The 19,198-nt window shown below is 63.1% G+C and carries 15 protein-coding genes; 2 read left to right on the top strand and 13 right to left on the bottom strand.

The window, feature by feature from the left end; genetic code table 11:
- Positions 1-53: 53 nt before the first annotated feature.
- From RCJ92_RS05385 to uriH, 7 genes are all read right to left on the bottom strand, one after another.
- Positions 54-743, bottom strand: coding sequence for a LysR family transcriptional regulator substrate-binding protein (locus RCJ92_RS05385; protein WP_346922646.1), 690 nt, complete (start codon positions 741-743; stop codon positions 54-56).
- A 62-nt stretch (positions 744-805) separates the two neighbouring features.
- Positions 806-1,237: a universal stress protein gene (locus RCJ92_RS05380; protein ID WP_138173182.1), complete on the bottom strand. Its 432-nt coding sequence runs from the start codon at positions 1,235-1,237 to the stop codon at positions 806-808.
- A gap of 91 nt (positions 1,238-1,328) precedes the next feature.
- On the bottom strand, positions 1,329-2,027 hold the full coding sequence (locus RCJ92_RS05375; protein WP_446753952.1) for a dienelactone hydrolase family protein: 699 nt from the start codon (positions 2,025-2,027) through the stop codon (positions 1,329-1,331).
- Positions 2,028-2,238: 211 nt separating this feature from the next.
- The gene (locus tag RCJ92_RS05370; RefSeq protein ID WP_138173186.1) at positions 2,239-2,646 is read right to left on the bottom strand and encodes a four-helix bundle copper-binding protein; all 408 of its coding nucleotides are present in this window, start codon (positions 2,644-2,646) and stop codon (positions 2,239-2,241) included.
- Between the two features lie 216 nt (positions 2,647-2,862).
- Complete coding sequence (locus RCJ92_RS05365) at positions 2,863-3,819, bottom strand: ribokinase (protein ID WP_446753951.1); 957 nt, start codon at positions 3,817-3,819, stop codon at positions 2,863-2,865.
- Positions 3,816-5,222, bottom strand: coding sequence for a uridine transporter UriT (gene uriT / locus RCJ92_RS05360; protein ID WP_360028990.1), 1,407 nt, complete (start codon positions 5,220-5,222; stop codon positions 3,816-3,818). The genes RCJ92_RS05365 and uriT overlap by 4 nt, the downstream gene beginning before the upstream one ends.
- An 11-nt stretch (positions 5,223-5,233) precedes the next feature.
- Positions 5,234-6,229, bottom strand: coding sequence for a uridine-preferring nucleoside hydrolase UriH (gene uriH / locus RCJ92_RS05355; protein WP_138173190.1), 996 nt, complete (start codon positions 6,227-6,229; stop codon positions 5,234-5,236).
- Between the two features lie 166 nt (positions 6,230-6,395).
- Between uriH and RCJ92_RS05350 the strand changes: the two genes are divergently transcribed.
- Both RCJ92_RS05350 and RCJ92_RS05345 read left to right on the top strand, forming a co-directional pair.
- On the top strand, positions 6,396-7,439 hold the full coding sequence (locus RCJ92_RS05350; protein ID WP_346922991.1) for a LacI family DNA-binding transcriptional regulator: 1,044 nt from the start codon (positions 6,396-6,398) through the stop codon (positions 7,437-7,439).
- A gap of 114 nt (positions 7,440-7,553) precedes the next feature.
- Positions 7,554-8,621: an ABC transporter ATP-binding protein gene (locus RCJ92_RS05345; RefSeq protein WP_138173192.1), complete on the top strand. Its 1,068-nt coding sequence runs from the start codon at positions 7,554-7,556 to the stop codon at positions 8,619-8,621.
- 47 nt (positions 8,622-8,668) lie between these two features.
- Here RCJ92_RS05345 and RCJ92_RS05340 read toward each other — a convergent pair whose 3' ends face one another.
- The 6 genes from RCJ92_RS05340 to RCJ92_RS05315 all read right to left on the bottom strand — a co-directional run bounded on the left by RCJ92_RS05340 (position 8,669) and on the right by RCJ92_RS05315 (position 18,469).
- Complete coding sequence (locus RCJ92_RS05340; protein WP_446753950.1) at positions 8,669-9,172, bottom strand: metallophosphoesterase family protein; 504 nt, start codon at positions 9,170-9,172, stop codon at positions 8,669-8,671.
- A 195-nt stretch (positions 9,173-9,367) separates the two neighbouring features.
- A complete protein-coding gene (locus RCJ92_RS05335) occupies positions 9,368-10,300 on the bottom strand; it encodes a class C sortase (protein ID WP_446753949.1) in 933 nt (310 codons plus the stop codon).
- On the bottom strand, positions 10,297-11,853 hold the full coding sequence (locus tag RCJ92_RS05330; RefSeq protein WP_446753948.1) for a SpaH/EbpB family LPXTG-anchored major pilin: 1,557 nt from the start codon (positions 11,851-11,853) through the stop codon (positions 10,297-10,299). Before RCJ92_RS05330 ends, RCJ92_RS05335 begins: the two co-directional genes overlap by 4 nt.
- Positions 11,850-12,827, bottom strand: coding sequence for a class C sortase (locus RCJ92_RS05325; RefSeq protein WP_446753947.1), 978 nt, complete (start codon positions 12,825-12,827; stop codon positions 11,850-11,852). The genes RCJ92_RS05330 and RCJ92_RS05325 overlap by 4 nt, the downstream gene beginning before the upstream one ends.
- A gap of 106 nt (positions 12,828-12,933) precedes the next feature.
- Complete coding sequence (locus tag RCJ92_RS05320) at positions 12,934-14,385, bottom strand: SpaH/EbpB family LPXTG-anchored major pilin (protein ID WP_446753946.1); 1,452 nt, start codon at positions 14,383-14,385, stop codon at positions 12,934-12,936.
- A gap of 61 nt (positions 14,386-14,446) precedes the next feature.
- Positions 14,447-18,469 carry a DUF7927 domain-containing protein gene (locus RCJ92_RS05315; RefSeq protein WP_446753945.1) on the bottom strand — a complete coding sequence of 1,341 codons (4,023 nt, stop codon included), beginning with the start codon at positions 18,467-18,469 and terminating at the stop codon, positions 14,447-14,449.
- Between the last annotated feature and the right edge of the window lie 729 nt (positions 18,470-19,198).

Raw genomic sequence — 19,198 nt, 5'->3', positions numbered from 1 at the left:
ATGCCCAACCCCTGCCCCACTAGACTTTTAGCGGGCGGCGCACCGGGGCGGGGCTAGCGGCGCTTGCGGGGTTTGGGGTGGCGTCCCGGGGACGGCTTGCCGCCCGCCGCGGGCTTGCGCCCGGCCTTGCGTTCGGTGCGGGCCTGGTGCTGCTGCTTCTGGCGCACCGAGGCCTGCCGGGAACTGGTGGCGCTGCGCCCGCGCACCACCCCGATGAATTCCTCCACGATCTCAAGGTTCGCCGCGTCCACCGGCCAGCTGATGCCGATCTGGGTGGGTTGCCCGTCCTCGATCACGCGGTGGATGACATCCTTGCGGGCGTGCAGCCGGGCCAGGCTCATCGGCATGCGGGCCACGAACGCGCCACTGGCCACCACCTCCAGCGCCATCTCCACCCCGCCGCGCTCGGGCGGGTAGTCCGCCAGGTCCAGCAGCGCAAACTTTTCCACCTCGGCGGCCGGAATGCTCTCGTCGTAGTACTCCACGTCGTGCTCACGGGCGGCGCACACCACCTCCAGCTCCTGGTAGAGCGGGATCACGTGGCGGGTCTCGTCCTTCGGCGACTGCCCGGGCGCGTAGCGCACGAACACCACATCGGCGCGCCCGGCGGACAGTTCCTCCAGGATCGGCCCGGCGTCGTGGCGCCGGGCGCTGAGCTCGATCTGCGGGTAGCGCTGGGCGAAACGGTCAATCCATTTGCCCGGAACCACCCCGGCGGCGTAGGTAATGCGTAGCTGTTGCACGCTTAAAGACTAATGCGTGGCCGCCGGATCCCGGTGGCCACGCATCCGCGGTGCGCAGTGTCCTACTTGTCGGTCTTCACAACCAGCACATCGCACGGTGCCGAATGGGCGACCGAGGAGGCGACCGAACCCAGCACGCGGCCCAGGCCGCGCATGCCGACGTTGCCGACCACGATCATCGAGGCGTTGCGGGAGTTGGCCTCGGAGATCAGCACCTCGGCAGGCTTGCCGTGTCCGGCGGCGGCGGAGACGTTGGCCTCGGGCTGGGCGTCGCGCACGTCGCGGGCCACACGCTCGGCCAGCTTGCGGGCCTGCTCGGCGTCATCCAGGATCCAGGTGTCCGAGCCGATGGAGACGACCTCGGTGTTGTCCGAGGCGTGGGCGGTCACCACGACCAGTTCGGCACCGAGCTTGGCGCTCAGGTCGGCGGCGCGGCGCGCGGCCTTCAGTGCGGTTTCCGAGCCGTCAACGCCCACGATGATGGTTTCAGACATAATGCGTTTCTCCTTGGGTTGATGTTCCAGTTCTGTGCGTAGCACGCGCTTGTGCACACCACTCTATGTGATGCGTGCCACGTGAAAGTCCTTAGCCGGCGTGCTTCTTGAGGAATTCGACCGAGCGCTGCCAGGCCTGCCGGGCGTATTCGGGCTTGTAGTTGCCCGCCGGGTTCTGGTCATTGTGGAAGGCGTGGTCCGCGTCGTAGTAGTAGAAGGTGACCTCCGCCCCGGATTCGCGGCGGATCTGCTCTTCCTGGGCCCGGGCGTCCTCGACGGGGTAGAACCCGTCATGGATGGCGTAGTGGCCCTGGATGGCGGCCTCGACGCCCGTGTAGTCATCCGGCACCGCCTGGCCCACCCCGTAGAACGGGACGGCGGCGGAAATCTTCTCCCCCTGCTGGGCGGCCAGGTTCAGCACGAAGCCGCCACCCATGCAGAAGCCGATCGCACCGACCCTGGTGGAGGTGACCTCCTCGCGTCCCAGCAGGTAGTCCACGGCTCCGGCCAGCAGCCGGGCGCCTTCGGCCTCGGGCAGCTCGCTCATCATCTTGGCCGCTTCATCCCCGTCATGGGTGATCCAGCCGCCAAAGAGGTCCGGGGCCAGGGCGACGAACCCCTCGGCGGCCAGTCGGTCTGCCACGTCGCGGATGTGGTCGGTCAGGCCCCACCATTCCTGGATCACAATCACCCCGGGTCCGCGCCCGGATTCGGGCACCGCCAGGTATCCGTGGGCCTCGCCGTCGACCGAGTCGAAGGTGACGTTCTGATGGGGAGTTTTGACAGCCATGACACATCCTTAGTCGGGGTGACTTGAACTTTGATAACAGTCTATGTAATCGCCGGAGCCTTTGGCATTAATCGGTATCACAAAATCCAGCGGTTTCCGCACGTATTCGGCCCCCGGAATGAGACAACGCCGCCGGGCACCGCCACGGGGCGGGGGCTCGACGGCGTTGAGCGGGGCGCCGGCGGCAGCGCCGACGCCGGGGGCGCTTGGCCTAGGCCATGGATGCCAGCAGGTCGGCGCAGGCCAGGGCGCAGCGGCGGCAGGCCTCGGCGCAGATGCGGCAGTGCTCGTGCATCTCGGCGTGGCGTTCGCATTCCTCCGCGCACACCTCGCAGGCGGCCTGGCAGGCTTCGAGGATGGAGCGCAGCAGGGTCGGGTTCGCCCCGGTCTGCCGGGTCAGCACCGCGCCGGTGGCGGCACAGATGTCGGCACAATCCAGGTCGGTGCGGATACAGGTGCGAAGCTCTGCCACCATGTCCTCGGCCAGGCAGGCGTCGGCGCAGGCCGTGCAGACCTGGGCGCATTCAAAACAGGCGGCAATGCAGGCGGCCAACTTTTCGCGATCCACCCCGGCCAGGTCCTTCGGGTAGGTCTCGAGCATCGAGCTTACGTGCGTCATGATGTTCCCCTTTCCACAAGCACGGTGCGCCGGCGGCTCCGGCTCACCTTGCTCACGACACTAGGGATAAGCACAGGAGCAGTACACCCGATTGAGCGTTTACCAAGGCGACGTGACAATCTCTCCCATGACTACGCTCCAACATCACATTCCAGTCTGGGAATACAGTCAAGTCAGCGAGCTTCCAAGGCGTTGCAGAATGACGCCGAAGTGGCCTTAGACCTGGGAGGTGCCGAAGCTGCTTTCCAGGCGGCCCGCATCCGGGTAGGCGGCCTGGGTTCCCTTGGCGGTGGTGGCCAGCGCGGCGCTGCGCGAAGCGTAGGCCGCCGCGCTGTGCAGCGGATCCCCGGCGGCCAGCCGTGCGGCCAGCGCCCCGGTAAACGCATCCCCGGCACCAGTGGTGTCAATCGCCTTGACCTTGGTCGGAGCGATGCGCACCGCCTCGATCCCGGCCTGGAGCACCACCGATCCTTCACTGCCCAGGGTGATGACCGCATTCCTGATCCCCCGCGTGCTAAGCAGATCGGTCACCGCAGACCAGGCCGCGAGGGGCGCCTGGGCATCGGGCAGCGGCTGCCCGCCCAGGAACTGGGAAGCCTCATGCACGTTGACCAGCAGCACGTCGGTGGCCTGGACCAGCGCCGGTTCCACCTCCGCGTAGGGGGAAAGGTTCAGCAGCACGGTGGCGCCATGCCGCTGGCCGGCCTGCGCGGCGGCCAGCACCGTATCGGGGTCAACCTCCAGGCACAGGCAGACCACGCCGGCCTGGGCAAAGCGCTGCTCCTCCTGCTCCACATCCTCACGGTCCAGGGTGCCGTTCGCGCCGGCGGAAATGACAATGGTGTTCTCACCGCTGGCATCCACCGTGATCACCGCGACCCCGGTCTCCACCTGTCCCCGGCGGTAGACGCTGGAGACGTCAACTCCGGCGGCCCGGCAGGAATCCAGCAGCATCGCACCGTTCGCGTCGTTGCCCACGGCTCCGATCAGGGCCACCCGGCCCCCCAGTTTTGCGGCGGCCACGGCCTGGTTGGCGCTCTTGCCGCCCGGCCCGACGTTGAAGCCGTGCCCGTGCAGGGTTTCCCCCGGCTGGGGGTGGCGTTGGGTGTAGATCCCCAAATCGGCGTTCAGCGATCCGACTACGATAATTTCTCGTCCTGGTGTGGCGTTCATGCCTCGACCTCCGCATCGACGGGCTTGGGAATCAACAACGACGTGGCCAGGGCCAGCACGGTAATGACCAGGCCGGTGACCAGCACGGCCAGGTAGGACCCGTGTATGCCCAGCGGCGCCGCGGCCACCTGCACGGCCGGCAGCAGCAGGAAGCTGACCCCGGCACCGAGGTTAAACGCCCCGGCGTTCATCCCCGGCAGGAAGCCCGGGTTGCCCGGGGGTGAGAGGACCACGCCCAGTCCGTTGAGCATGATGTTCACCGTACCGGCATAGCAGATGCCCAACAACGCGCTGCCGGCGATCATCCACGGCAGGGAGTTCAGGCCAAGGACCAGGATCAGCACCAGGGACAGGATGGAGCCGATCATTCCGGCGCGCAGCACCGTGGTGTAGCCAAGGACCGGGGCCAGCCGTCCGCTGATGGGGCCGAACACCCAGCCCAGCAGGGCGTACGGGGTCAGGATCAGCAGCGCGGTCTGGGTGGCCCCGATGCCGAAGCCGGGCTCGGCGGCCTGGACGAAGGCCGGGATGATCCCGTTGATGACGGCGAAAATACCGGTCATCGTCAGCAGGGTGGTCAACAACGGCGCCCAGGTGGAACGCAGGCGCAGATGGCGGATCTGCACCATCGGCTCGGCGACCCGCTGTTCGGTGCGCCAGAACGCGGCAAAGCACAGTCCGGCGAGCGCCAGCAGCGCCAGTGAAATCAGCAGCGTGTCGGTGCTGAAGGCGCCAATGAGCGTGGCCGCCTCGTTCAGGGCCGTGAGCAGCGCACCCACGGCGATCACAATGTAGATGACTCCGCGCCAGTCCATGCCGGTCCCCGCCTGCGGCTTGCTTTCGGTGCACAGCATCGCCACCGCGACGGTGGCCAGCAGGGCGAGCACGACCATGAACCAGAAGATCGAGCGGAACCCGAAGTTCTCAGCCAGGTAGCCGCCGAGGAAGGAGTCCACCCCGGCCACCCCGCCGTTCACGGCCAGGATCAATCCCATGAGGGTGCCGTAGCGTTTCGGGTCGCTCACCGCGCTGCGCAGCATCAGCAGGCACAGCGGCACGGTGGGCCCGGAGACACCCTGGATGATGCGCCCGACGAACAGCCACCCGATGTTGGGGGCCAGCGCCGCGATCATCGAACCGACGGCGGTGGCCAGCATCATGCCCACCAGCACCCGCTTGCGCCCCACCACATCGCTGAAGCGCGGCAGGAAGAGGGAGAACAGTGCCGCCGTGGTGAAGAACCAGGTCTGGCTCAGCCCGATGGAGGCCTGGTCGGCGTTCAGTTCCTCGCCCATGGTGACCAGGGCCGGGGACAGCATGGAGGCGTTGAGCTGGAAGGCCACGCAGGCGGTGAGCAGGGCGATCATCAACCCCGCGGCATTGCGCCGGTCGGTTCCCGGCATCGCTGGGGCGCTCACCGGGCACCGGCGTTCTGTGCGGTGGGCAGCTGGACTTCACCGATGTTGTGCAGCGCCTGGATCACCAGGTCCCAGAAGCGTTCGTGGTCCAGCTCCATTGCCACCGAGGTGTTGCAGTCGGCGGGGGCCGGGGCGCGGAAGTCGGCGACGGTCATGCCCAGGGTCAGTGCGCCGGACAGTTCGATGTCCACCGGCACCTTGACGGTGGAGACCACGGTGGGGTCGATGACGTAGGCAACTGCGCAGGGGTCATGCACCGGTGGGGCGTCAAAGCCCTGGGCGTCCTTGTAGGCGGCCTTGAAGAAGTCCATCAGTTCGCGCACGAAGCGGGCCGGGGCGGTGCCCACCGCTTCGATCCGTTCGATGACCTCGTCGGTCGCCAGCGCCTGGTGCGTCAGGTCCAGACCCACCATCACCACCGGCCAGGATTCGTTGAAGACGATGTGCGCGGCCTCGGGGTCGATCTTGATGTTGAACTCGGCCACGGCCGACCAGTTGCCGACATGGCAGCCCCCGCCCATGAGCACCACTTCACGCACGCGCTCGACGATGCGTGGTTCCTTGCGGGCGGCAAGCGCAATATTGGTCAGCCCGCCGGTGGGCACCAGGGTGATTTCCCCCGGTTCGTGGCTCATGATCGTCTCGATGATCAGGTCCACGGCGTGGCGCCGATCCAGTTCAATGGCCGGTTCCGGCTGCAGCGGTCCATCCATCCCCGAATCCCCGTGGATGTCGGGGGCGTTTTCAATGGTGCGCACCAGCGGCCGGGCGCAACCGGCGGCGAAGGGAACACCGGTGATTCCGGCGATGGTTCCCACGGCCAGCGCGTTGGCGGTGACCTTTTCCAGGGTCTGGTTGCCCACCACGGTGGTGACGGCCAGCAGGTCGATCCGCGGGTTGCCGTGGGCCAGCAGCAGTGCCACCGCGTCGTCATGCCCGGGGTCGCAGTCCAGGATGATCTTGCGCGGCGCATCGGGGTTCGTCACGGCCATCAGGTCCTCCACATCATTGGGGAACCGGCCGCTGGGGCCGGTACAGAGCTTGGTTCTGGGAAGATTCTGCTCCGTTAAGCGCTTTACGTCAAACGCTTAACTTGGCTTCGGGTTTGGGGTTCCCGCGTCCACCTGCCCCACGGGGCGCAGCGGATAGGATAGTGACATGAATCCCAAGGACCCCAGCACCGGCGAACGGCCGCCACGCCGCGTCACCGCGGCCATGGTGGCCCGCGCGGCCGGGGTCTCCACCGCCACCGTCTCCCTGGTGGCCAACGGCAAGGCCAGCGGACGGGTTTCCGAGCGCAACGTGCAAAAGGTGCGCCAGGCCATCAGCGATCTGGGGTACGTGGTGGACGGGATCGGCAGCTCCCTGGCCCGGGGTGTGAGCTCCACCGTCATCATGGTCGCTCCGGACATCTCCAACCCCTTCTTCGCCCGGCTGATCGCCGGGGTGCGCAAGGTCCTGGGTTCGGACTACCAGCTGCTGCTTTCGGTCACCGATCCCGGCCAGTCCCCCAGCGTCCCGGAGGTGCGCCGGCTGCTGGGCCTGCGTCCGGCGGGTCTGCTCATCGATGCGCCAAACCGGCAGTTCCTGAGCGAACTGGGTTCACCCATCCCGGTGGTGGCCATCGACGCCCCCGACGCCCCGCCGCAGGTGCCGGCCGTCAACCTGGATGTCGCCCAGGGGGCCCGGGACATGGTCGAACACTTCGCCGGACTCGGGCACCGCAAGGTCGCGTACCTGGATGCGAACACCGGGACCGCCACCCTGCGCCAGCGCCAGCAGGCCTTCACCCATGCCGTGCACGAACACGGAATGCAGCTGCCCGAGGGGGCGGTGATCGCCACCACCATCGACGTGGGAGAGGCGGCCGCCGGTTTCGCCGCCGCGTGGCCGCAGTGGCAGGCGCAGGGGATCACCGCGATCGGCTGCGCCACCGACACCCACGCCTACGGGGTGCTGCAGGAGGCCCGGGTGGCCGGGCTGCAGCTTCCCGACGAGCTGGCCGTGGCCGGGTTCGATGACCTTCCCTACTCCTCCACCACCAATCCTCCATTGACCAGCATCAACCTGGACGCCGAAGGGCTGGGCAGCGGGGCCGCCCGGCAGCTGCGCCGGCTCATCGAGGGTGAACCGCTGGATGCCTCGCATCTGGTGCTGCCCGGACAGCTGGTGGTGCGCGGCTCCACCGTTGCCCAAGCCTAGGGGCGAACAACACCGGGCCGGAACCCGGGGCAGAAGTGTGCAAGAATGCTGTTACCCATATCACTTTCACTACGGATCGTCGGGCACGTACCTGCCCGTGAAAGGAATGTCGTCATGGCATCTGTGACTTTTGAGAAAGCCACGCGTATCTATCCCGGTGCACTGGTCCCCTCGGTGGACGGCATCGACCTGGAAATCGCCGACGGGGAATTCCTCGTCCTGGTCGGCCCCTCGGGCTGCGGCAAGTCCACCACCCTGCGCATGCTGGCCGGGCTGGAGGAGGTGGACGGCGGGACCATCCGCATCGGGGACCGGGACGTCACGAACGTTCCGCCCAAGGACCGGGATATTGCCATGGTCTTCCAGAACTATGCGCTGTACCCGCACATGAGCGTGGCGGAGAACATGGGCTTCGCCCTGAAGATCGCCGGGGTGGACAAGGAAGAACGGGCCCGGCGGGTGCGCGAGGCCGCGCAGCTGCTGGATCTGGAACAGTACCTGGACCGCAAGCCGAAGGCGTTGTCCGGCGGCCAGCGCCAGCGGGTGGCCATGGGTCGGGCGATTGTGCGCTCACCGCAGGTGTTCCTCATGGATGAGCCGCTGTCGAACCTGGACGCGAAGCTGCGCGTGCAGACCCGTACCCAGATCTCCTCGCTGACCCGCCGGCTCGGGGTCACCACCGTGTACGTCACCCACGACCAGGTGGAGGCGCTGACCATGGGAGACCGCGTGGCGGTCTTGAAGGAAGGCACCTTGCAGCAGGTGGGAACCCCGCGTGAACTCTACGACCGGCCCAACAACGTCTTCGTCGCCGGTTTCATCGGCTCCCCGTCCATGAACCTGCTGGAGCTCACCGAGACCGGGGGCCAGGTGGCCTTCGGCAACACGGCCTACCCCGCCCCGGGAGCCTCCGGCGGCACCACCTTCGGCATCCGTCCCGAGGATCTGCGCCGGGCAGCCCCGGGCGAGGGTGTCGAACTGCACGTGGACGTGGTGGAGGAACTCGGCGCGGACGCCTACATTTACGGCAGCGTGCACCTTGAGGGCAAGGACCACCCGGTGGTGATGCGGGTGGATGGGCGCAAGCCGCCGCGGCGGGGCGAGAAGATCAACATCGTCCCGGAGCCCGGACACATCCACCTGTTCGACACCGCCTCGGGCCAGCGCCTGACCCAGGCCTGACTTCCCACTGATGGTCCTGGCCGCCGGGTCCGGCGGCCAGGACCGGCCTAGTCGCGCTCCACCCGGTGCAATTCGACCTCCAGGCGGCGCCCCGTCACCACCACGCTCATCATGGTGCAGTGTGGCTGGCGGCGCCGATCCGTGGGGGAACCGGGATTGAGTAGGCGCATCCCGCCGGGAGAAACCGTATCCCAGGGGATATGCGAGTGCCCGAACACCAGTACGTCGCTGCCGGCAAACGCCGCGTCCGCGCGTTCCTCACGGCGCCGGGCAGGCCCGGTCTCGTGGATGAGGGAGAACTTCAGCTCCTCGACCGTGAAGTGCGCGACTTCCGGAAGCCGCTGCCGCAAATCCGGACCGTCATTGTTCCCGTAGACCCCATGGAGCTGGCGGGCCCGGTTAAAGAGCAGTTCATAGGTCGGCAGATCGATCCAGTCCCCCGCATGAATCACGGCATCGGCGGCTGCAGAGGCTTGAAGCACCGCAGAGGGCAGTTTCCTTGCCCGGGCGGGGACGTGGGTGTCGGCGAGCAGAAGAAGTCGTGTGGCCATGCCTTTCATCTTCGGGCGTCAGCACGCCAGGGGCAAGCATCGGCGCCCAACGGCTCATCGGGACGCAGTTCAGAGCCTAATCCTCGAAGGGGAACACAGCTCGTGCTCATCGATGGGGCGAAGCAACCTACCGGCAGAACGCGACCAGACCTCAGGCGGCGAAGCACGGGTGTCACCGCGGCATCCGTCCGTGCGCTATTGGTCCGATGCCGGGCGTACCTTCTTCTTCCGTGGAGGCGCAAAAAGCACGTAGGCAAAAACACCGGATCCGCCGACAAACCACACGGCCCACCATGGAAAACCAAGCTTCCTGCCATCGCCGTTGATTACCGTGCCGGAGGATTCAGGGGCGTCAATCCTCACCGCATGGACGAGGAAGCGATGGCTATTGACCCCGATAGGCGCGCAGGTAAAGAGGGTCACATGGTCTTCGCCATCAATGATCTCGAAATCCACCTCGTCGGGCAGGACCGTTTGCGTGCTTTCGACCCGGTAATAGTGGTCTTCGCCAAGCACACTGATCCAGAATTCGTCCCCCACCTGCGCATCGAGCAGGTTCGTGAACAGTTTTGAGCTCGGTAGCCCGGAGTGTGCAGTAAGCACGGAATGCGTCGAGGGCCCACCGACGGGCATTGAGGTCCCATACATATGACCGACGCCCTTCGAGATGACCTCATCAGATGTGCCATGGTAAACGGGCAGGCCAATATCGAGGCTGGGGTAGCTCAGGGAGCCGATGGCATCACTGCCGCTCACCCGCAGCAGCTTTTCATACGCCCGATAGACGCCGCTTCGCTGAGTTTCATTGGGGTTTTGGGTGATGTAAGGATCGGTCAGGGAACCGATTTCAAGAGTATCGTTGTAAGCGTTCGCAAGATCGAGTAAGGCCTGCCGTTCTTCCCCCGGTGTCTGTTCGACACTTTCGACATATCCAGTGATTTCGGAGTTGTGGCCAATGCGTGAAATCCAGTCGGCAGCATCAGCATAGACGAGCATCCCGATCGCAATCATTGCTAGTCCCTGCAACACGGCATTGATGGCCAGACGACTGCGCCGAGCTGTCCTCGGCTGTGACGATTTGTTATCAGCGGTTCGAACTTTTACCACCTGATGCCCAGATTTGCTCACGATTCCTCGGTTCCAGATCCACCGCTGGCATCCGTCTCGATTCCTTGTTCGCTGTTTATTCCCTGGCGCCGGCGCACGAGGGCGATTCCTCCTGCAAGAAGAAGCGCTCCAAGAAGCAACGCGCCTCCGATTTGTGAACCGGTATTCGGGAGTTCGTCCTGGTCAGAGTTCTCGTTGTCTCCGCCTTCATTGTCCCCGTTGCCATCCTGCCAAAGTTCCACGATCGCGACCTCAGCATTAGTCGCCGACAGAACAACCAATGCGATTGGATTCGACGTACCGAGCCAACCGTTCGGGACCTGTGTGAGCTTCACGTAGTATTCGCGGAAAAGTGGATCGATTGCGTCGCGCTCGAGTCCATTGACGAAGCCGGAGAACCGTAAGCCGTTGATGGCAATGCGGCCTTGAGCGTCTGTGGTCCACTCGGTTGCCTCATTGACCTCTACCGGGTTGCTGCCGCTTAGTGCGTCTTCCGGTGTAAGGTACAGTTCAAATTTGGCTCCGGGAATCAGGTTCTTTTCATTGCCTCGCTCACGAACGAGAATCTCAAGCGGGCCCCACTTGGTCCCCGCGGTGTCGCTCACCCGATCTGGCAACCCGGCGCTTCGCAGGATGGCCTCGTTCGTGAATTCGCCGTTCCCCTCGACACGGGTGTCGTAGAAAATGATCAGACGGTCGCCGGCATGGTGTTCGAGCTTACGCAAACCCGCTCGGGTGAACTCGACATCGAACCCCCAGCGCCGACCTGCATCGGTTGCCTCGGCAATGCGATAGTCGATGCCAGCCTGCAACGCGTCTGCTTTCGTTCCTGCCATGCGGACCCCGATCTCTTCGAAGCTCCCGTGCAAGTGAGTCCCTTCGGCGAGCAGGTTACGCACGGAGTAGCTTCCGAGCTCCTCCACTCTTGGAATATCTGAAGTAACTTGCCACCGCACCACGTCGCCAAAGGTCACGGCCGCCTCGTCTAATGGAGAGAGAGCCACTCCGACCGCAGCATTCTTTGGATAGACATGCACCGTGCTGAGCCATCCGCTGTTGGTGTCGGGATTCGTGAGGGGCAACGCCACGAGGAAGGGTGCGGCACCGATGTATCCCGGGGGCACGACGCTCTCTTCGACTAGGTAGAGACCCATCGGCAAATCACCAAGCGTAGCGTTCCCGCTGCCGTCGGTCGTGGCGGTTTGTGCGACCGGTTCAAAAGCAACGCGTTGCGCTGCTTCCTTCGGAGTAAGCCCTTCGGCGTTGCGCTGTCCCCTGTCCGTGGCGAGGTCGATGTCAGGCACGCGTTTTGCAGTGAAGGTAGCGCCTGCAACCGGGTCGGTCGAAGGTAAGGCCCCAGGATCGAGCTGAACCCCTGGTGCGGAGTCACCGAACTGCTCGGGTTGTTCATACTTGTGCACTTGGATTGTGAATGGCCCACTCGGCAGCGCGGCTTGCGCGGCGGGAGCTGGAGCCAGGATGGTGCCGATCAGCAGTGCAGCAAGGAGCGCGCATAAGGCGGTCACCGCTCGTGTCGAGCCGATGCCGGTGGTCGTGGGATCCTTCAATATCAACGTAAGTCCTCCGTCGCTGTACGCCGCGGCGGGACGAAAAGTAGGTAGGCGGTTGCGGCGGATCCAGCGATGAAGATCAACGCCCACCAGGGGAAGCCCGCGGAGGGCATCTCACCGGTGATCCCGTGCCCTACAGACTTCGGATTATCAACACGGATGCCCTGAACAAGTAGACGATGACTGTTCACGCCGGTGGGAGTGCAGGTGAACAGCGTGACTCGGTCCTCCCCTTCGACAATGCCGAGGTTCTCAGTTTCGTGGGGCAAGATCGTCTGGATGTTATCCACTTCGTAGTAACGAGTTTCACCAAAGGCGGCGATGCTGAATACGTTGCCGACCTTCGCATCTTCGAGGCGGGTAAAAAGCGACGCATTCACCAGACCTGAGTGGCTTGTGAGCACCGAGTGGGTCGACGGTCCCCCGATCGGCAGTGAGGAGCCATACAAATGGCCGACGCCTTTCGAGATAGTCTCGTCTTCCGTTCCGGGGTACAAGGGAAGGTTGATGTCAGCTTCGGGTAAGACAACCTGCCCCATGGGCGCGGTGCTGTTGTCGGCAAGCGAAAGCATGTCTTTATAAGCCTCATAAGCCGGATCATTGGCGAGCGTTTGATCTGCGTCGCTCGATCCATCCGTGTACGGGTCTTGTAGCACCGCGCCATGCAGGTTTGCGTTGTACTCCCGGGCCGCCGTGAGCTTGGCTTCAAGTTCTGCGTCGGGGGTGGTTTCAATGGATTCGACATACGCCGAGAATTCATCCTCATAACCCAGCTTCGCAAACCAGTTCGCACCGCTTGGATAAAGGATGGCTGCGATCCCAACCGTAGCGATGAGCTGCAGCAGAATCGGTATAGCGAAACTACGCTTCTTCCGCGAATTTCGGGCGGTGCGGAATCTGCGTGCGGGTGCGCTTGCTGGTGGTGAGCACGAGGTTCCGGAGGCGTGCGGTGCGTCGTTTCCGAATGGGTCAGTCATCGCGGGCGCCTCCTTTCCTCTATCTAGAACGCTTCGGGGAAGTGGACCTCCCTGCATCGGCAGGGAGGTCCACTACTCGGCTGATAACTGCGCGCTCTGCCCCGCGTTACTCAGCAGAACGTCGGCGGTATGCAACGTAAAGCACTGCCGCGAGTAGGAGTGCTCCGAAGACAGTGAGCAGCACAGTGCCTGTGCCACCCGTGAGCGGCAGCTCAAAGCCACCGCTGGTAGAGGCGTTCTCGATGGTTACGACTTCTTGATCGTCCAGCAGGTTCACCTCGATTGGTGATGGAAGCAGCTGGTAGCCATCGGGAGCCTGAGTCTCCACGAGCCAGAAGGAACGCACTTCATCGCTATCCTGCGCAATGAGTCCGCCACCAACGAAGTCGCTTCGCAGCAGCCCGGGAAAGGTCAGCTGATCGCCCGAGTCTGTCGTTACTCCCGATGCGATCGGCTGCGCACCGTCATCCGATGGGTTGACGGCGTAGAGATCGAACGCGGCACCGGCAAGACGACCGTCGTCACCCTGCTTGTCAACGACAATTTCGCCGAAATTGATGGTGGCCGGTGTGGAATCGACCTCATCACCGTTCACCGCGACGTTCGCGGTGTTGGTGATGGTTGTCGGCAGCGCGCCAGCTTCCTCACCTACGGTTGTGGAGAGCTGAACGTTGACGGTGTCACCACCGCTGCTGGTACCTGCTGCGGCGAGCTTGGCGAGACCAGCGCTCGTGAAGGTGATGGCGAGCTCATTGTTCCCGCCAACTTCGTGGCTCCAGTCATTGGGCGTGCTCAACGTAGTATCGGAATTCTCGAAACTCAGTGAGGGCGCGCCTTCTAGTGCAAGGTCTTCGGCGAGTTGGTCGGTGATGACGTAGCTGTTCAGCTGTCCCGCCGAAAGCGTCGGGGCGTCAATCGCGACCGACCACGTGATCGTGTCACCGGCCTTGCGGAAGCCACCCTCGTTGACGGTCTTCGTCGCGTTGAAGGTGGTCGCCTTCGGATACACGTAAATGTGATCGAGCCACTGTGTTCGATCCTCGGGGTCCGTAAGCGGCACGGTGAGCAGGAACGGCGCTGCGACAGTAACTCCATCTGCCGTCTGTGTCTCAGAAACCAGGTACTGACCCGCAGGGATCTCAGCGGGCGTGAACGTGGCCACGCCGTCGCCGCCAGTCACATTCGAGACGTGGGTGGTTGAGCTGAGCTCGCCTCCAACGACATCTCCGTTGTCGTTGACGGAACGGCCCTGCGCTGCAAGCTGACCTTCGTTGGTCAGCGTGCTCGTATCCCCTCCGGCATCAGTGCCCTGGATCAGGGTCAGTGTGAACTGGGAACCCGCGATGCCGTTAAGGCCAGCAGCCTCTTCGCCGGTTCCGACAACCGTACCGCCAGGTGGTGTCGCCGTTTTTTGGATTGTGACCTCGGTCGAGGCCGGTGGGTTGCCGGGCGTGCCCGGGTCTGCGGTAGCGGCGACGGATCCCCCAAGCGCGAGCGCCGCAGCTGTGACCAGCGCGCCCACGCTTGCGAGGATGCCCCGCTTGGCGTTGTGCTTCATGTGATGATTCCCCTTTATTTGAAGTGGTTCTGCTGGGAGTGGTCGGTGAAAGAGCGGAAGTCTAGTCGCGGCGCTTGCGCCACCACAGACCTCCCGCGAGGGCGGCGAGCAGCACTGCAATGCCGCCCCCGATGAGCAGCCCGAGCTTGTCACCACCCGTAAGTGGTAGTGCCGGGAGTTTTACGTCGAACACTGGCATCGCCCATCCCGTCGGCATGACGCAGGAGACCTGCTCGTCTGCAGGCAGCTGCCATGGATTGACACAGTGCTTGCGAAGAGCGACGCTGCTGTCCCCCGGAACCCCCATGCCTCCTGACGCCGGTGGTGTCGCGGTCTGGCCGAGCACCGGCTGCGACAGGCGCCCCTGGTACTCGTAGAGTTCGGGGTTTCCCGGAGTCAGGTTGGTCGGCGCGGGCGACGAGGGGGCGACCCAGAGCCGCATTGGCTGCGACAACAGCTCGAATTTTTCCGGTGACCGGGTTTCAACCAGCCAGTAGGTTCCGTGACGCCCGGTGCTTTCATCACCCGATACGTTGAAATCACTCGTGTTTCGCCAGTCAGACTTGGGTGCACTGGCCGGATCACTAAGGTCTGAGGTATCCCCACCGCGTAGATCTAGAGCACGCCAGCTACCGACCGCCTGTCCTTCTTGTGGCACATCACCTTCGACTGCGAAGAAGGCGCCGCATTCCGGCAGGATCTCTTTTGGGGTCGCATCTGGATTACGCAGATTCCAAGTTTCGCGGGCGGTGTTGCTTTGCTTGAGCCACCAGTGCACGCCGCTCTGTGTCGACTCGTAGTCCCACGCCGCGTTCGCGTTACCGGTCTGTGAGCCCACGATTTCGGCGCCGGTGGGGGTCCAGTCCAGTGCAGCAGCACTCGTCGGGTTCGGATATTCGTTGAGCGGTGCGTTGTCGATGCGGCACAACCATCGCGACGCTGAACCCTGCCGGGCTTCCTCTTCCGTATCGGCCAGCACGAAGGATGCGTCGGCGAGGTTGTTGTTGGTCTCGTAACCGGGCGCGTTCGTCGCGTCCTTCTTCCAGATATGGAAGTAACTGTCCCCAAGCGAGTGGAAGACCTTGCAGGGCGCCCAATTCGTAAGGTAGTCCTCGGTATCCTGCCACCCTGGCGGAATGTCATCCGATGCGCTGCAGAAAACGGGACGTGCTGAATTCTGATCGTTCCCGGTATTTCGGGCCACGGCTGATGCCGTGTTCACCCAAGTGGCGTTGGGTTGGGTGGGCTCTTTGGATGCGGTGCTGCCTGCATTTGTGTCGCTGTTGCCAGGCGGCGCTGCTGCTGCAGCCTGGCCGCCCTTCACTGCATAGCCCACAACCGCGTAAGCAACCTCTTGGCCCTCATACTGGGCTGGCACGTCAAATTCGGGGGTTGCGAAGTTCCAGCATCCAGCTGCGGAGGAGGGGACTTCATCAAGCTCGTCGGCGAAGAATTCTGCACTGAGATCGCAGGTTTCGCCATTCACAGTTGCCCCGTCGGGCACAAAGGTGAGAGTAGGTTGCCCACTGCCGTTGACGCCTTTCCACGTCTGCGCGGTATGTAGGTGCGTGCCGTCGGCAGCGTAGTAGCTGATGCCCCAGGGCACTGTCACGGCAGGTGGTGCGCTGAAGTCGAGCGTCGCAGCCGAAAGAGTCTGGGTCATATTGTCGTGCACCTGCACACCGGTAAGGTCGGTGCCGCCGAAATTGGTGACCTTCACGCGGTAGTAGATGTTGCCGCCCGAGTGGATCATTGCGCCATCTTGGGGTTGTGACGTTTTCTCGATGGTCCAAGCATCGACTGAATGTTCGGTGCAGCCAGACTGCTCATCGTCCGCCGCTTCGCAGCTACTCGGAGCCGAGATCGGGTTGCCATCATCATCAGACGCGGGAGTGAGGAAGTTTCGCAACCTGTATCCGGCGTACGGAGGGTCCTGTTCAAGCCGCTGAGCGCGGTTTGCTTCGTTCGGCTTCACCGTCACGTCGAACTGCAGCGTCCATGCAGTTCGCGCCGGTACTTCACCGGTGATGTGTAGTCGAGGATTCCAGCTCTTCCAATCGGGGTCGCTGTTCCCCGGTTGCTCGATCTCCTGCTCCTCGACGGAGATCCCGATATCTCCCGGCTGCGGCCCGGGGGGAATCACCGTCGGCGCCGACTGGCCATACCGGAGGTTACCTACGTATTCGGCGTCATCGAGCACGTCCCGCAAATGGTCGACATAATCAATTTCTTTCGCCGCAGAACCGTCTGAATTGTCAAAATTCAGGGTATAGGTAACGGTCTGTCCCGCATCGAGCGTCTCGCCCGAAGAAGGATCCGCCGATTTCGACACCTGGAGCTGTGGTTCATTGGCCGTGTTCGTGTATGTACAGCGCAGGTTCTGCCCTTGGCTGATCTTGACACTAACAGCGTCGGCGACGTTGTCGTCGCTGTCTCGCGGTACCCTCACATCCGAAGCGGGTAATGCTGCAGAACCGCTGAGCGCTTCGCAGCTAAAATTGGTCCAGGAGTACCCGTACTCCCATTCAGGACTGTCGGGGCCTGATTCGGTGAGCTCATAGGTGCCTGTTGCGACAGGTCGCTTCGTCACTTCCTCGGAAGCTGCGGCGCCACTGACCGACGAGGGCTCAGCCCCATCTCCCGTCGCTTCGAGCGTCCACGCGCTCGGTGCATCTGGCGCCGTTTCGGGGTCGACAGCCTTACTCAGTTCGAGGTATGGCGGAGTGTAAGTGACCTTGCAACTGAGAAATTGGCCCGCAGTAAGTCTCGTGAACGAGTCGTTACTCCCCGGGGGCGTCGGACTGCCGTTCCCCGGCCATCGTTCCTCTCCCCGCACAGGGTCATTTTTCCTGCAGGTCCAGGTCGGCGTGTAAGAACCAGCGTGTGTGCCAGTCGCTTTGCTTGTGTAGCGCAGCTGCGTCGGGGTGGTCGCGTTGATGGGCAGCACGCGTGCGCTGCTTTTCGCATTTTCACCAACCGTCGTGCCCGTTGACGCCGAGGTGACAGTCGCACCATCGGCGCGCTGCACCGAGGTCGTGAAGTTTGCCCCGCCGGCTGGCGTGTTGTTCTCATCGACGATGCGGTCGACTACCTCGACGGAGGTCTCGGCACGCGCCATGATCACTCCGAAAGCGACGCCCTGTCGTTCATTCGTCGTCATACTCTGTGTCACCTGGAATTGCGTGCTTTGATTTGCGGGGGGCGCAGTGGAAAGCATCGGTGTACCGGTTTTGTTTGAGCTCACATTCGCCGAACAGTGCGCATTCTGACTAGGAGTAGTTGAGTTCCAGGCCGGAGACAAACCGCTGGTGCTGGAGTTCGTGCACGCGTTTCCCATGACCTGCGTCTTTGAAGCGGGTGGTGAGGGGTTTGGCGTGTTTGGGAGCCATCGGAAACCCTCGCCGGTCGTAGACCAGTCAATCCGCTCACTCGCGTCAGTCGACTCAGCGTCGGCAACGACGATCGAGAAATCTCGTTCCACATTCCCTGCGGCGTTCAGCAGTTGAATATTTTTCAGAGTAGTCGTCGACTGTCCACCCCTCTGTCCCACAGAGCGAAGGACGGGCTGGCCCGAAACCCCGGTATAGAAGCCTCTGTTGCCAAGAAACGCGCCGTCATACGTCGGAAATGACTCAGCGGCGATGCGCGCGGCATTCGAATTTCCGGTCCAGTTCACGTCAAGCTTGCCGACGAGGCGGTATCCGTCGCCGAGATTGACATCGACATCGAGGTCCGACACAGGCCCATAGAAACCGCCATTTCCGTCGTTATGGAAGGTGGAACTGCTGTCCGGGTTGTCCCTGACGATTGCCAGCGCGTTTCTGTTCGCAGCATTTTCGCCCAAACCAGTTGCGCTGGCCCTGACCTCTTGTGGCTTTTGACTCCCACCCATAACGCTTTGAAACTTGGCTTTAGCACGACAGGTATGGACAATAAAGCCCGAACACCCCTCGATTGCAGCACTGCCGTCGACGTACTCGTACTCTGTCGAAAGTCCTTCGAAGTCGAGCCAGCACAACGTCTGCGCATAGGCACCGCTGCTCCCTTCGTCAGCGAATGAGCAGACGTTGCCATTCAAAGCCAACGGGCTCATTCCTAAGGCAGCTTCCGGTTCGCTCTCCGCGTCAGGTTCCTCCGTTGTAGGCTCATCCCCCGCGCCAGACTCCTCACCCGTGGGGACTGCGTCAGGTTCCTCCACTGTAGGCTCATCCCCCGCGCCAGACTCCTCAACCGTGGGGACTGCGTCAGGTTCCTCTCCTGCTTCTGACGTGCTGTCTTCGGACGGAGCCGAAGTGACGGGCGCCTTTGGCTCCAACGATTCATTCGGAGCACCAGTGGCGCCATTAAGAGATTCCTCAGAATTCTCGCCATCTGACACGATGCTCGAGGTCTCTGCATAGGCGAGGCTGGGGGCGATGGGCTGCATTATCAGCAATGCGCAAAGCGCAGCACTGAGCATCCTCAGAGCTCGGCGCGACCACACGGCACTCGAGATGCTCAGCAAGAATTCTCCTCAATCGGGCTGCGGCCATCAATTCGTCTGAGAATCAAAGCGAAAGGCGACCGTCTTCCTACTGACTAGCTCGATATGAGGTCGCCCTTAAACGCACTGGTTCCTTAAGAAAAGCTGTGCTTAAGCTCTTCTCCCGCCCAATATACGTGATTCATCGCCAATATGCAGAAATGTGTTTGTAAAAAACTGGTACTTCACAAGCGAGTTTTTTGAAAAACTTGACGTTAACTCAACTCAACTTTCTTTCACCGATCCGCAACTCTCTGTCGCTGGAATGAAATGAGTCTGTTTCTCAGGTTG

Source organism: Glutamicibacter sp. BSL13, assembly GCF_052928425.1.
The sequence above is the reverse complement of the archived record's forward strand: the minus strand, read 5'-3'. Positions and strand labels throughout refer to the sequence as shown.